Here is a 12,839-nt window from a genome sequence, read left to right as displayed (position 1 = left end):
AGATTGGTGGCTATCAATCAAACGGAGAAAGACATGTTAAAGCGTAACGAGCAAGCCAAGCAACGCTGGGGAGGCGCCCACGCTGCCGTGGATACTTGGTTACAAGAACGACAGGCCATGCTTATTGAATACTTCAAACTGGCAGGTCTACCACCCTATGAACGCGAGGCACACGCGCTTCCAGCCGCGCAAGATATTACGCATTTCTGCGAATTGCTCATGGATTACATTTCAGCGGGACATTTTGAAGTGTTTGACACCATCATTCGCAATAGTCAAAAGGCTCCTAAATCAACCCGTGAGCTCGCTGATGAAATTTTCCCATTAATTGGTGACACAACCGAGATTGCGCTTGATTTTAATGATAGCTATGGCGAGGTGACGCCTGAGTCTGAACTGAATGGGTTTGATCGGGATTTATCGAATTTAGGTGAGGCACTTGAGTTACGGATGGAATTTGAAGACCGCCTATTGAACACGCTAGAGCAGCATCAGCTACTCTAGCGTGACCTGAGCGAAGTAAGAATTATTGCTTCGCTTCAATCTCTACTGTTTCTTCTTCGGTTGCTTCCGGATCAACAATGTTGAGCAGTTCAACTTCAAAGATTAACGTCGAGTTCGGTGGAATTTGACCATTACCAGCGCCACGTTCACCGTAAGCAAGATCGGATGGAATAACAAAACGATACTTATCGCCAACGCTCATCAGCTGAACGCCCTCAGTCCAACCAGCAATAACACGATTCAATGGCAACACTAGCGGCTCGCCGCGGTCTACTGAGCTATCGAATACTTCACCGTTTACCAACGTGCCGTGATAATGAACTTCAACTAAATCAGTTGCCGACGGTTGCGCGCCACCTTCAGGCCCTTCTTGCAACACTTCATACTGTAGGCCCGATTCAGTAACGGTAACGCCTTCTTTCTTAGCATTTTCTGCCTGATAAGCTTCACCTTCTGCTTGAGCTTTACCACCAATCACCGTTGCCGTTTGCTCAGCAATTTGAGTTTGCATGGTCGTAATCAACTCTTCAGCTTCTGCTTGTGAAATTTTTGCATCGCCTTTAATGGCATCAACAAAACCAGCAATAACTAGTTCTCGGTCTAAAACAAACTCAGCTTGTTCTTGACGCTCAAGTGTTTCACCAACGTATTCACCCAAGGTTGAACCGAATGCGTAGGCCATTTTGTCTTGCTCAGCCTCTGGTGCTGATTCACTTACAGGAAATTTTTCCTGCTGCTGCATACAGCCAGTTACGGCAAGTGCGATTATTGTCAGCGCCAAAGGCTTTTTAAATTGCTTCATTTATTGTCTCCAGGATTGAATTCTCTGTCAGAGTAAGTTGTAATTCGTCGCGCTGAATATACTACACACAATTAGGGGTGTTTGCCTATGGCTGCGCAACACGAACATGATCTATCACGACGTATCGCCGATTTAGAAAGCCAATTGGCATTCCAAGAAGATACCATTGAAACATTGAATCAATTGGTGACGCAACAAGCGGGTGAATTGCAACATCTACAACGTAAGATGCAATTATTGATCGAAAAGTTCCAACAATTAAATGATAGAGAAGGTGGCACATCGACCAACCCCGCTGACGATATTCCACCGCATTACTAATCTGAACAAAACTTGACCGAGTGTAGCTGACCCCGTATAACATTCTTTCTACGTTTTCGGAGGTTTCATGTCGGTTCAACACCCTATCATCGCAGTTACTGGTTCATCAGGGGCCGGTACAACCACAACCAGTCAGGCTCTGCGGCATATTTTCCGCTCATTAAATGTTGAGGCTGCATTTGTGGAAGGTGATAGTTTTCATCGTTATTCTCGACCTGAGATGGAATTAGCCATTCGCAAGGCGCAAGAGCAAGGTAGGCACATAAGCTATTTCGGTCCTGAAGCAAATGATTTCACCCGGCTTGAAGCTCTGTTCCGAGAATACGGGGCAATCGGAAATGGTGAAATTCGACGTTATTTGCATAGCTTCGATGATGCCGTGCCATACAATCAAGTTCCGGGTACGTTCACGCCGTGGGAACCATTACCGAAAGATACCGACCTACTTTTCTACGAAGGCTTACACGGTGGCGTCGTCGGTGAAGGCTATGATGTTGCCCAGCATGTTGACTTATTAATCGGCATGGTGCCGATTGTTAACCTCGAGTGGATTCAAAAATTACTCCGCGATACTTCTGAACGCGGTCATTCAAGAGAAGCCGTAACGCAAAGTATTGTGCGCAGTATGGAAGATTACATTCATCACATAGTGCCGCAGTTTTCGCGTACTCATATTAACTTCCAGCGGGTACCGACTGTTGATACGTCGAATCCGTTCAGTGCGAAAGACATTCCGTCATTAGATGAAAGCTTTGTGGTCATTCGTTTTCGCGGCATGAAAAATGTCGACTTCCCGTATTATTTACGCATGATTGACGGGGCGTTTATGTCACGTATGAATACCTTAGTGGTGCCGGGAGGCAAAATGGTGTTTGCGATGGAACTAATATTAGCCCCACTGATTGAAGAGATTTTGGAGAAACAGCGCGGCATTAACCGCGCTTAAAGCCAGATACTTTGATATTCTGCACCGCGATCTTGAGCCAACAACGGTGTTAAATAATCCATTATTTCGTTCACTTGCTGAGTTAGACCAAACGGCGGATTAATAAATAGTATGCCGCAGCCATTTAGCTTGGTTCTATCTACTGCTGTACGAATTAATAAATCAACTGCAAATACCTTCTCGACCCCAGCAATTGCTTTCACTTTTTGATGGAAATCGCCGATAGCTAACGGATCTTTAATTGGATACCACACAGCGTATATACCGGTTGCCCAGCGCCGCACACCATCGGTAAGCGCGCGTACCACTTGGTCAAATTCATCACGCTGCTCAAACGGTGGATCAATGAGTACCATGCCACGCTTTTGTGGTGGCGGTAATAACGCTTTTATCGCACCATAACCATTGGTGTGCTCTAACACCTTGATTTGTTTTGCGGCAGGAAATTCGTTGCGTACGTTTTCAGCGAGGGCTCCGCTGTCTTGCGGATGCATCTCACAGAGCGTTAAACTGTCTTGCGGGCGCAAATGCTGAGCACTAAACCAAGGCGAACCTGGGTACCAACGCAGCTCGTTCGGGCTATTTACTTCTTTAACAAAATTAACATAGCGTTGAATGGCATCGGGTAAATCATCGCGCGTTAATAAACGCGCGATACCATCAATTGCTTCACCCGTTTTTTGCGCTTGTTCACCTTGCAGATCATACATACCGATTCCAGCATGCGTATCAAGCAGCCAGAACGGTTTCTCTTTCTGCTGCAGATAATCCAGCGCAACACATTGAAGAACGTGCTTGAAAACATCGGCAAAATTGCCGGCATGGTAACTATGCCGATAATTCATTTAGGCATTCTCGCCTTCATTTTCAATTACGTAGCTGTGCGTCACTTTTACCGATGCTTCGAGCATTTTAGCGACCGAGCAGTACTTGTCTGCTGACAGCGCCACCGCCCGCTCCACATGCTTTTCAGCAACATCTGTACCGGTGACAATGAAGTGAAGATGAACGTGGGTAAATACAGCAGGAACTGTATCGGCACGCTCACCTTTTACTTCACATTGAACGCCAGTTACTTGCTGACGCGCTTTTTCTAAAATACTAACCACATCAACCGAGGAACAACCACCAGCGGCCATCAAGACCAGCTCCATTGGGCTTGCGGCTTCGGTTTTATTACCATCCATTGTCACCGCATGGCCTGAGCCTGATTTGGCCTCAAACACTAAACCGTCACGCCAATTTACTGTTGCATGCATGGTCGCCGCCATTTATTACTCCTCGCTTTATTGTCGGTTAGAATTTAAGACCAGGTGCTAATTTCTCTGGCAAGCTGACATGTTCAGCTTCTACCGAGGCAACTGGGTATGCACAGTAATCAGCGGCGTAGTACGCGCTAGCACGATGATTACCGCTCGCACCAATGCCACCAAATGGTGCAGCACTACTGGCACCAGTAATTGGCTTATTCCAGTTCACGATACCGGCACGAATGCGCTTGAAGAAGTAGCGATAGGTTTCTTCGCTGTCGCATAAAATACCTGCTGAAAGGCCGTATTTGGTGTTATTCGCTTCTTCAATTGCCGCATCAAGGTCGGTGTAACGATAAACTTTTAACAACGGACCAAAGTGCTCGATATCCGGCATTTCAGTTACCTTGGTAACGTCTAAAATACCTGGTGTTACGAAGCCTAGGTTATGGTCTTTCTGCAACATTTTCAGCAGCACTTTAGCGCCAGCGTCAATCAAATCATTTTGCGCTTTGACCATATCCGCAGCTGCTTTTGCCGAAATCATCGCACCCATAAATGGTTGCGGATCGGCTTCATAGTCGCCAACTTGTATGTTTTCAGTCACTTCAATGAGGCGCTTCAATATTGCGTCACCTTGTGGGCTCTTCTCGATAAATAAGCGACGCGCACAGGTACAACGCTGACCTGAGGTAACAAAAGCGGATTGCACAATATCGTGCACCGCAGCATCAATGTCAGCAACATCCTTGACGATCAACGGATTATTACCGCCCATCTCAAGTGCTAAAATTTTATCTGGGCGTCCAGCAAATAATTTGTGAAGCACATGACCCGTGTTTGACGAGCCAGTAAAAAATAAGCCATCAATTTGTGGGTGCGCCGACAATGCTTTGCCGGTATCAACTAGGCCTTGAACTAAATTCAGCACACCGCTTGGAAGCCCTGCTTTTTCCCACATTTTCACCGTAAACTCGGCAACTTTCGGCGTCATTTCGCTTGGCTTGAATATGACTGTATTACCAGCCAACAACGAAGGGACAATATGACCATTTGGTAAATGACCAGGGAAGTTATATGGGCCGTAAACAGCAACAACGCCGTGTGGTTTATGACGCACAAACGCCTTCGCACCTGGCATGGTATTCTCTACGGTACCTGTACGTTCGTGGTAAGCACGCTCAGAAATGGCTACTTTACCAATCATCGCAGCGACTTCGGTCAACGTTTCCCACACTGGCTTGCCTGTTTCTTCAGCAATAATGTGTGCAAATTTTTGCTTATTTTCTTCCAACAATTCAGCGAAACGCTTACAAATAGCTAAACGTTCTTCAAAGCTTTTATCTGCCCACGCAATGAACGCTGCGCGCGCAGCCATAACAGCGGCGTCGACCTGCTCGTCAGTTGCGGCTTTCGCTTCCCAAATAATTTCATTGCGAGCTGGATCAATTGATTGAAATAACTCGCCTTCACCGGCAACCCAGTTGCCATTGATAAATAAATTCTGTTCAGACATTAGTTTGCTCCTGTCAATGTGACAAATCGAACGTAATCGCCTTCTTGCACACGCAGCGCAGCAGCCGCTTCGGCGTCAATAATGACTTGTTCGTGCTGTTCATCAAGTTGTGTTTGAATGGCACGAAACTCAGCAACATTCGTATTACATACAATGAATCGAGGCTTATCATCAGCAACCTTTCCAATGGTTACTGGTAAGCGCTTACTATCCCTAACGCTCTTAATATTCGCCACGTCGGCTTCGACGGTCGGACCGGCATCAAAAATATCGATGTAGCCACGACTACGGAACCCTTCGCTTTGTAGCATACGCAAAGCTGGGCGTGTATTCTCATGAACTTTGCCAATAACTGCTTGTGCTTCTGGTGGCAATAGTTGCACGTAAATAGGTAGCTTCGGCATCAATTCATAGACAAAGGTTTTCTCGCCTATACCTGTTAGGTAGTCAGCTTGGGTGAAATCCATTGAGAAAAAGTTTTTCTGCAACCAACCCCAAAATGGTGATTCACCATTTTCATCCGATACGCCTCGCATTTCGGCAATCGCAATATCGCTAAAGCGGTTGCGAAACTCGGCCATAAATAACATACGAAAGCGCGATAGCACGCGACCATTCATATTTTTGCGAAATGGTTCACGCAAAAACAAAGTGCAAAGTTCACTTACGCCAGTGTAATCGTTACATAACGTTAATGTTTCGAGTGCATTGTAGATATCCAGCTCTTTAGAGTGATGGACTACTTTGCCAATATGATAATGATAGAAGGCATCGGTGAGGCCTACCGCGGCCTCAATTCCACTGCAACCGACAACCTCACCGGTGTCCGTATCTTCCATGACAAAGAGATAACCTTCTTCACCCGGCTCACTCACTTGCTCACGCGCAAACGCTTCTTGCGCGCGCGCAATGCGACGACGCAGCAAGTCCTCGTCGACAGGCAATGACGTGAAACCATATCCAGACTCAACTGCACAGGTGTAAAGCGCCGCATAATCCTGCGGCGCAATCGGACGCACCACTAACATAGCGTGTCTCCGCTTCAATTAACCAGCAAGCTTAGCAACAGCTCGTTCAAATCGCGCCAAACCTTCAACAATATCTTGCTCAGGAATGATCAGCGACGGCGTAAAACGAATCACACTTGGGCCAGCAACTAACACCATCGTGCCTTCGTCAGCCGCAGCATTTAGAAAATCACGCGCTTTACCTTCAAATTGCTCGGTTAATTCAGCACCCAACAACAAGCCTTTACCACGGATATCTTTGAATACGTTGTATTTGTCGTTGATTTTCTGCAGAGCATCTTTGAACAATTGCTCGCGTTTCTTAACGCCCTCAAGCACGTCATTGGTGTTCACCACGTCAAACACCGCTTCGGCAACAGCACATGCCAATGGGTTACCACCATAGGTGCTACCGTGTGTACCTGGCTTCAAGTGTTGCGCGATTTCTGTTGTGGTTAGCATGGCACCAATAGGGAAACCACCACCAAGCGCTTTCGCCGTTGAGAGAATGTCTGGCGCAACACCAAGCTGTTGATAGGCATACAAGCTGCCAGTACGACCAAAGCCAGTTTGAACTTCATCAAAAATCAAGAGCGCATTGTATTTATCGCACAGTGCGCGTACGCCTTTAACGAATTCAACGTCGGGGCTAATGACTCCGCCTTCACCTTGCAACGGCTCCATCATGACCGCGCAGGTTTGCTCTGACATCAGTTTCTCAAGGGCTGCGAGGTCGTTGTAATCAACATGTTCTACCGCCCCTGGTTTCGGTCCAAAACCTTCTGAGTAAGCTGGCTGTCCGCCAACCGTTACAGTAAAGAAAGTGCGACCATGGAAGCCTTTGTTGAAAGCAATAATTTGGTTCTTATCAGCACCGAACTTATCGAGTGCCCAGCGACGTGCTAATTTCAAAGCAGCTTCGTTCGCTTCCGCACCAGAGTTTGCGAAATAGACGCGCTCGGCAAAAGTCGCGTCGGTTAATTTTTTCGCCAAGCGAATAGCTGGTTCATTGGTGAATACGTTACTTAAGTGCCAGAGCTTGTTACCTTGCTCGGTTAACGCCTTCACCATAGCTGGATGACAATGACCTAAACAGTTCACGGCAATACCGCCAGCGAAATCGACGTACTCTTTACCTTCTTGGTCCCAAACGCGAGAGCCTTCACCTTTTACCGGAATCATTTTTGCCGGGTTATAGTTAGGTACCATTACGTCATCGAAGAGTGCGCGATCGACTTTATTCGTCGTTGTCATATGTATCCCTCATTGCTATTCAAATCGGTTCAAATTGACCTTCAAAAGAGGCCGTGTAAAGTGGCTATATTATTGCAGAAAAAAGCATCGCTGTCGTGCTTGAGGTACAGAAAAAGTAGGGGTTTTAGGTAACTTAGCTTGATTTGCAAGCGCCTTGCATAAGTATGCAGAAGCGCCTATTTTGGATGAATATCTAACGCCCTAAATTTACTCAAATTAGGTCGCAAAACTCTAAAAATCGCTGAAAGATGGCATGCCCATGTTCGGTTTCGATCGCTTCTGGGTGATATTGAACGCCCCAAACTGGCAGACTCACGTGACGTATCCCCATCACCTCTTGTTCACCGCTTGCTCGATTCACCCAAGCATCCACAATGAGTTCGTCTGGTAACGTGTCGTGGTCGAGAAGTAGAGAATGATACCGCGCGACTGTAAATGGCGACGGCAGGCCTTGAAATAACCCCTGATTGTTGTGGTGAAGTTCGGAGGTTTTCCCATGCATGACTTGTTTGGCGCGCACGACCTGCGCACCAAACACTTGTCCAATCGCTTGATGACCTAAGCAAACACCCAGTAAGGGAATTTGACCCGCAAACTGTTCGATAACTGGCAACGAAATACCGGCCTCATTTGGCGTACATGGCCCAGGCGATATGACAATACCGGCTAGCGGTAACTGGTTTATCTCTGCAAGGCTAATTTGATCATTACGAACAACTTTGACGTCGGCATTTAATTCACGCAAATAGCGAACCACATTGTGCGTGAACGAGTCATAGTTATCGATCATTAACAGCATAAGTTATGGCCGCGGTACAAACCCAATCACGTCATACACTTGACGCAGCGTTTGCGCTGCATGCGCGCTTGCCGCTTCGGCACCTTTTGCCATCACGTGATCCAGATAAGCGCGGTCATGGCGCAATTCGTTGTAGCGCTGTTGAATTGGCTCCAGCATAGCAACAACAGCTTCCGCTGTATCACCTTTCAAGTGACCATACATTTTGTCTTCGTACTCTGGCACCAGATCAGCAATTGAACGACCGGTTGCTGCCGACAAGATGGATAATAAATTCGATACGCCCGGCTTTTCTTCGGTATCAAAGTAAATACGCGCCTGCTCATCTGAATCCGTTACGGCACGCTTTAGCTTCTTAGTAATTTTTTTCGGATCTTCTAACAACCCAATAAAGTTATTCGGATTATCGTCCGATTTCGACATTTTCTTGGTTGGGTCTTGCAAGCTCATAATTCGAGCGCCAACTTCCGGAATAAATGGGTCAGGTATCGTAAACACCTCGCCATAAAGGTTATTAAAACGCGTAGCGACATCACGAGCGAGTTCAAGATGTTGCTTCTGATCATTACCGACTGGCACTTCATTGGCTTGATACAATAAAATATCAGCAGCCATGAGTGCAGGGTAGGTATACAAGCCTGCATTTATATTATTGGCGTGACGATCCGATTTGTCTTTGAATTGCGTCATGCGATTCAACTCACCCATTTGGGTATAGCAGTTGAGAACCCATGCCAATTGCGCATGTTCCGGCACATGCGACTGAACAAAAATGACGCTTTTCTCTGGATCAAGGCCGCATGCCATGTATAAAGCCAGCCCATCTAAGGTTGCTTCTCGTAGTTTTTCGGGTTCTTGGCGAACCGTAATTGCGTGTAAATCAACCAACATAAAGCGGCAGTCATGAGTGTCTTGCATTTTTACCCACTGACGCAGCGCGCCAATGTAATTACCAATTGAAAGTTGTCCAGATGGCTGACAGCCGCTAAGTACAATGGGTTTACTCATATTCTGTATGTTCCGTTATTTAACTATTGTTGCAAGCTGTTGACGCATTTCGTCAATCACTTGCGCATAATCAGGTTGATTGAAAATGGCTGAACCAGCAACGAACATATCGGCGCCAGCGGCAGCAATTTCAGCGATGTTATCAACTTTCACGCCGCCATCAATTTCAAGACGGATATCGCGACCACTGGCATCAATAATTTGTCGCGCCTGACGCAATTTATCTAACGTGGCTGGGATAAAGGCTTGGCCGCCAAAACCGGGGTTCACTGACATCAACAAAATGACGTCAACTTTATCCAGAACATAGTCGAGGTAATGAAGTGGCGTGGCTGGATTAAACACTAACCCAGCTTGGCAGCCCGCCGCTTTGATTTGCTGTAAAGAGCGATCGATATGTGTTGATGCTTCTGGATGAAAGGTAATAATTGAGGCGCCAGCAGCAGCGAAATCATCAATCATTCTGTCAACCGGCTGAACCATCAAATGCACATCAATCGGTGCGGTAATACCATAGTCACGCAACGCTTTGCACACCATCGGGCCAATGGTTAAATTGGGCACGAAATGGTTATCCATGACATCGAAATGCACAACGTCTGCGCCGGCCGCAAGAACGTTCTCAACCTCTTCGCCAAGCCGAGCAAAATCTGCTGATAATATCGATGGTGCGATTAGAAAGTCGCGCATAGGCACCTCACCTGTTAAAAAGTCGCCATAGTGTACCAAAGGTTAGTGCGCTTAGCAGTCAAAAAAATACGCGAATTAGCTTGGCAGTAGCGCCTTTTTCCTGCTATTTTATGAGTTCATTTATTAACCGGAGGTTCCCATGAAACTGTCAGCGATGTCAGTCATAGTGGCTACAAGCATTGTGCTCACTAGCGCAATGGGGGCTTCTGCGTGGCATACACAGACCAGCAAGTCGCTCGAAGAGTGTCAGGCGCTGATGCAAAATAGCGAACAACCAAATGCTCAACAAGTTTGCCAAGCACAACAGCAAAATGTGACATGGGGTAGTTGGTTTAGTGGTAAAAGCCGTTCAACTCAGTTTCATTTCTTAGATTTATTCGAATTACTGTTTGGTTCGTCAGAATCGAGCAAGCGTGATTACAACCGTCCAATCAGTGGTTAAGCTGCAATGTCTTTCGTTAAGACAAGAGCCAAAACAAATACCGAACAGCCGAACAAACCTTCCGTTTTAGACATTATCATCAGCGTACTAGCTGCGTTGTTTGGCGTTCAGTCTGACAAGAACCGACAGCGCGATTTCAATCACGGTAATCCAGTGATTTACGTCGCGGTCGGTGCCGTATTTGTCATCTTGTTTGTGCTAACACTCGTACTTGTGGTTAGCTGGGTTGTTCCAAACTCGTAATGCCCGAGTGGCGAAGCAACGCATCAACTTGCGGCTCACGACCACGAAACTCTTTGAACAACACCATTGCTTCACGCGAACCACCTCGTTCTAAAATGGCACGTAAAAAATCCTGCCCAGTTTCGCGATTGAAAATGCCTTCTTCTTCAAATCGTGAAAAAGCATCGGCGGATAATACTTCTGCCCACTTATAGCTGTAGTAACCAGCGGCATAGCCACCGGCGAAAATATGTCCAAAGCTGTGTTGGAAGCGATTGTAAGCCGGTGGTTTGCGCACAGCAACTTCATCACGCACGGCATCCAACGTCGATTGAATGGTATCCCCGTGCTCTGGCTTGTAGTCGCGATGAATGCGTAAATCGAACAGGCTAAACTCTAACTGCCGCGCCATTTGCATCGCCGACTGAAAGTTTCGTGCCGCTAGCATGTTATCTAATAATTCTTGTGGCAATGGCTCACCGGTTTCATAGTGACCCGAAATCATCGCCAAAGCTTCTGGCTCCCAACACCAGTTCTCTAAAAACTGTGACGGTAATTCAACTGCATCCCAAGCCACACCATTGATTCCTGACACTCCAGCTACGTCAACTTTGGTCAACATATGGTGCAAGCCATGACCGAATTCATGGAATAACGTGAGCACTTCGTCATGGGTAAATAACGCCGGTTTATCACCGACCGGCTTATTAAAGTTACAGGTGAGATAAGCAACGGGTAACTGCAACGCATGATTTGCGGTAATCCGTCGCACCGCACACTCGGCCATCCATGCGCCACCACGCTTACCTGATCGAGCGTATAAATCTAAAAAGAAACTACCACGTACGTCACCGTTGTTATCGGTAATTACAAAATAGCGTACATTCGGGTGCCAAGAAGCAACGCTGTCTTGCTCCTCAATGTGAATCCCAAATAGCGTTTGTACAACGTTAAACAAGCCTTTAACAACTTGATTCTCAGGGAAGTACGGGCGTAATTGCTCATCAGAAATGGCGTAGCGTTGCTGTTTCAACTTCTCGCTATAATAAGCAACATCCCAAGCATTCAATTCATTCACGCCATAGTGTTCACGGGCAAAATCGAGTACTTCTTGATAATCCGCGCGCGCCTGAGGCAACGAACGCTGTGCTAAGTCTTGTAAGAACTGTTCTACCTGCGTGGTTGATTCGGCCATTTTCGTCGCCAATGATAGTTCTGCATAGTTTTCAAAACCGAGTAAAACGGCCAATTCATGACGCAGTGCCAATGTTTCGGCCATAATCTGCGAGTTATCAAATTGCCCTGCTTGTGGTCCTTGATCCGAGGCGCGTGTGGTAAACGCTTCATACAAGGTGCGCCGCAATTCACTATTATCGGCATAAGTCATCACCGGCAAATAGCTTGGAAAATCTAACCCAAAGCGCCACCCTTTTTGCTCATTCTCTTCGGCTGCGGCTTTAGCGGCGGCAATGGCACTCTCTGGCAATCCTGCTAGCTCACTTTCATCAGTGACTAAATAGTGCCACCCGTCGGTTGCGTCGAGTAAATTATTACTAAACTGCGACGAGAGCTCTGACAATTTTGTCTGAATTTCTGCATAACGTTTTTTCTGCTCTGCCGGCAGGGCAATACCGGAAAGTTCAAAGTCTCGTAACGTATCGGTAATGACTTTACGCTGCGCTTCGGTCAGCTGATTGAACCCCTTGCTCTCTTTTAGCCATTTAAAGGCAAGATACAGCCCTTCATGCTGGCCCACGAAAGTGCCATATTCAGATAATAACGGCAGACATTGGTCATGCGCTTCGCGCAATTCCTTTGAGCTCACCACAGCATTGAGATGTGATACGGGTGACCAGCTGCGCTCTAACAAGTCATCAACTTGCTCAAGGGGTTCAACGAGGCCATCCCAAGTGAAGTCCCCTTTCTCAATAACCGCAGCGATGGTTGCCTTACAATCACGAATGCGTTGCTCAATTGCTGGCACAATGTGCTCAGGTTGAATCGCTTCGAATGGCGGTAAATGGTAATCGCTGAGCAAAGGGTTTTGACTCATGGAACTTCCTCTTGAATAATGCGTG

The 12,839-nt window shown here is 46.8% G+C and carries 15 protein-coding genes; 5 read left to right on the top strand and 10 right to left on the bottom strand.

Annotated elements, in window-relative coordinates:
• Window positions 1-33: 33 nt before the first annotated feature.
• Window positions 34-504, top strand: a complete 471-nt coding sequence (gene rsd, locus CWI76_RS09875) for a sigma D regulator (RefSeq protein WP_126760177.1) — start codon at window positions 34-36, stop codon at window positions 502-504.
• A gap of 22 nt (window positions 505-526) precedes the next feature.
• On the opposite strand, the gene CWI76_RS09870 is transcribed toward rsd, so the two are convergent.
• Complete coding sequence (locus CWI76_RS09870) at window positions 527-1,306, bottom strand: BamJ family beta-barrel-assembly machinery protein (protein ID WP_126760176.1); 780 nt, start codon at window positions 1,304-1,306, stop codon at window positions 527-529.
• An 87-nt stretch (window positions 1,307-1,393) separates the two neighbouring features.
• Here CWI76_RS09870 and CWI76_RS09865 point away from each other — a divergent pair, with 87 nt between their 5' ends.
• Together CWI76_RS09865 and CWI76_RS09860 are read left to right on the top strand one after the other, a co-directional pair.
• On the top strand, window positions 1,394-1,627 hold the full coding sequence (locus CWI76_RS09865) for a SlyX family protein (protein ID WP_126760175.1): 234 nt from the start codon (window positions 1,394-1,396) through the stop codon (window positions 1,625-1,627).
• A 67-nt stretch (window positions 1,628-1,694) separates the two neighbouring features.
• Entirely contained in the window at window positions 1,695-2,573 is an 879-nt protein-coding gene (locus CWI76_RS09860; protein ID WP_126760174.1) for a phosphoribulokinase, read from the top strand.
• On the opposite strand, the gene CWI76_RS09855 is transcribed toward CWI76_RS09860, so the two are convergent.
• The 8 genes from CWI76_RS09855 to rpe form a co-directional block, all read right to left on the bottom strand.
• Window positions 2,570-3,418 (bottom strand): 23S rRNA (adenine(2030)-N(6))-methyltransferase RlmJ, encoded by an 849-nt coding sequence (locus tag CWI76_RS09855; RefSeq protein WP_126760173.1) that lies wholly within the window; start codon window positions 3,416-3,418, stop codon window positions 2,570-2,572. The genes CWI76_RS09860 and CWI76_RS09855 overlap by 4 nt on opposite strands.
• On the bottom strand, window positions 3,419-3,832 hold the full coding sequence (locus tag CWI76_RS09850; RefSeq protein WP_126760227.1) for an OsmC family protein: 414 nt from the start codon (window positions 3,830-3,832) through the stop codon (window positions 3,419-3,421). It abuts the gene before it with no gap.
• A 37-nt stretch (window positions 3,833-3,869) separates the two neighbouring features.
• A complete protein-coding gene (gene astD, locus CWI76_RS09845; protein WP_126760172.1) occupies window positions 3,870-5,339 on the bottom strand; it encodes a succinylglutamate-semialdehyde dehydrogenase in 1,470 nt (489 codons plus the stop codon).
• Entirely contained in the window at window positions 5,339-6,367 is a 1,029-nt protein-coding gene (gene astA, locus CWI76_RS09840; protein WP_126760171.1) for an arginine N-succinyltransferase, read from the bottom strand. Before astA ends, astD begins: the two co-directional genes overlap by 1 nt.
• An 18-nt stretch (window positions 6,368-6,385) precedes the next feature.
• Window positions 6,386-7,600, bottom strand: a complete 1,215-nt coding sequence (locus CWI76_RS09835) for an aspartate aminotransferase family protein (protein ID WP_126760170.1) — start codon at window positions 7,598-7,600, stop codon at window positions 6,386-6,388.
• Window positions 7,601-7,811: 211 nt separating this feature from the next.
• Window positions 7,812-8,399: an anthranilate synthase component II gene (locus CWI76_RS09830; RefSeq protein ID WP_126760169.1), complete on the bottom strand. Its 588-nt coding sequence runs from the start codon at window positions 8,397-8,399 to the stop codon at window positions 7,812-7,814.
• 3 nt (window positions 8,400-8,402) lie between these two features.
• On the bottom strand, window positions 8,403-9,407 hold the full coding sequence (gene trpS, locus CWI76_RS09825) for a tryptophan--tRNA ligase (protein ID WP_126760168.1): 1,005 nt from the start codon (window positions 9,405-9,407) through the stop codon (window positions 8,403-8,405).
• Between the two features lie 15 nt (window positions 9,408-9,422).
• A complete protein-coding gene (gene rpe / locus CWI76_RS09820) occupies window positions 9,423-10,097 on the bottom strand; it encodes a ribulose-phosphate 3-epimerase (RefSeq protein WP_126760167.1) in 675 nt (224 codons plus the stop codon).
• Window positions 10,098-10,236: 139 nt separating this feature from the next.
• On the opposite strand from rpe, the gene CWI76_RS09815 reads away from it, so the two are divergent.
• Both CWI76_RS09815 and CWI76_RS09810 read left to right on the top strand, forming a co-directional pair.
• Window positions 10,237-10,539: a hypothetical protein gene (locus tag CWI76_RS09815; RefSeq protein WP_126760166.1), complete on the top strand. Its 303-nt coding sequence runs from the start codon at window positions 10,237-10,239 to the stop codon at window positions 10,537-10,539.
• Window positions 10,540-10,545: 6 nt separating this feature from the next.
• Window positions 10,546-10,782: a DUF2970 domain-containing protein gene (locus CWI76_RS09810; RefSeq protein WP_126760165.1), complete on the top strand. Its 237-nt coding sequence runs from the start codon at window positions 10,546-10,548 to the stop codon at window positions 10,780-10,782.
• Here the strand turns inward: CWI76_RS09810 and prlC are convergent.
• Window positions 10,757-12,814 (bottom strand): oligopeptidase A, encoded by a 2,058-nt coding sequence (gene prlC / locus CWI76_RS09805; protein WP_126760164.1) that lies wholly within the window; start codon window positions 12,812-12,814, stop codon window positions 10,757-10,759. The two genes, CWI76_RS09810 and prlC, sit on opposite strands and share 26 nt — an antisense overlap.
• Window positions 12,815-12,839 lie beyond the last annotated feature (25 nt).

It is taken from the genome of Pseudidiomarina marina (assembly GCF_003987045.1).
Taxonomy (GTDB): domain Bacteria; phylum Pseudomonadota; class Gammaproteobacteria; order Enterobacterales; family Alteromonadaceae; genus Pseudidiomarina; species Pseudidiomarina marina.
Note: the sequence above shows the minus strand (reverse complement) of the source record. Positions and strands in the feature narration are given on the sequence as shown.

Bases quoted from the DNA above. Each gene is read 5' to 3' on its own strand.
- rsd (WP_126760177.1), top strand. From the start codon at position 34: ATGTTAAAGCGTAACGAGCAAGCCAAGCAACGCTGGGGAGGCGCCCAC.
- CWI76_RS09870 (WP_126760176.1), bottom strand. From the start codon at position 1,306: ATGAAGCAATTTAAAAAGCCTTTGGCGCTGACAATAATCGCACTTGCC.
- CWI76_RS09865 (WP_126760175.1), top strand. From the start codon at position 1,394: ATGGCTGCGCAACACGAACATGATCTATCACGACGTATCGCCGATTTA.
- CWI76_RS09860 (WP_126760174.1), top strand. From the start codon at position 1,695: ATGTCGGTTCAACACCCTATCATCGCAGTTACTGGTTCATCAGGGGCC.
- CWI76_RS09855 (WP_126760173.1), bottom strand. From the start codon at position 3,418: ATGAATTATCGGCATAGTTACCATGCCGGCAATTTTGCCGATGTTTTC.
- CWI76_RS09850 (WP_126760227.1), bottom strand. From the start codon at position 3,832: ATGCATGCAACAGTAAATTGGCGTGACGGTTTAGTGTTTGAGGCCAAA.
- astD (WP_126760172.1), bottom strand. From the start codon at position 5,339: ATGTCTGAACAGAATTTATTTATCAATGGCAACTGGGTTGCCGGTGAA.
- astA (WP_126760171.1), bottom strand. From the start codon at position 6,367: ATGTTAGTGGTGCGTCCGATTGCGCCGCAGGATTATGCGGCGCTTTAC.
- CWI76_RS09835 (WP_126760170.1), bottom strand. From the start codon at position 7,600: ATGACAACGACGAATAAAGTCGATCGCGCACTCTTCGATGACGTAATG.
- CWI76_RS09830 (WP_126760169.1), bottom strand. From the start codon at position 8,399: ATGCTGTTAATGATCGATAACTATGACTCGTTCACGCACAATGTGGTT.
- trpS (WP_126760168.1), bottom strand. From the start codon at position 9,407: ATGAGTAAACCCATTGTACTTAGCGGCTGTCAGCCATCTGGACAACTT.
- rpe (WP_126760167.1), bottom strand. From the start codon at position 10,097: ATGCGCGACTTTCTAATCGCACCATCGATATTATCAGCAGATTTTGCT.
- CWI76_RS09815 (WP_126760166.1), top strand. From the start codon at position 10,237: ATGAAACTGTCAGCGATGTCAGTCATAGTGGCTACAAGCATTGTGCTC.
- CWI76_RS09810 (WP_126760165.1), top strand. From the start codon at position 10,546: ATGTCTTTCGTTAAGACAAGAGCCAAAACAAATACCGAACAGCCGAAC.
- prlC (WP_126760164.1), bottom strand. From the start codon at position 12,814: ATGAGTCAAAACCCTTTGCTCAGCGATTACCATTTACCGCCATTCGAA.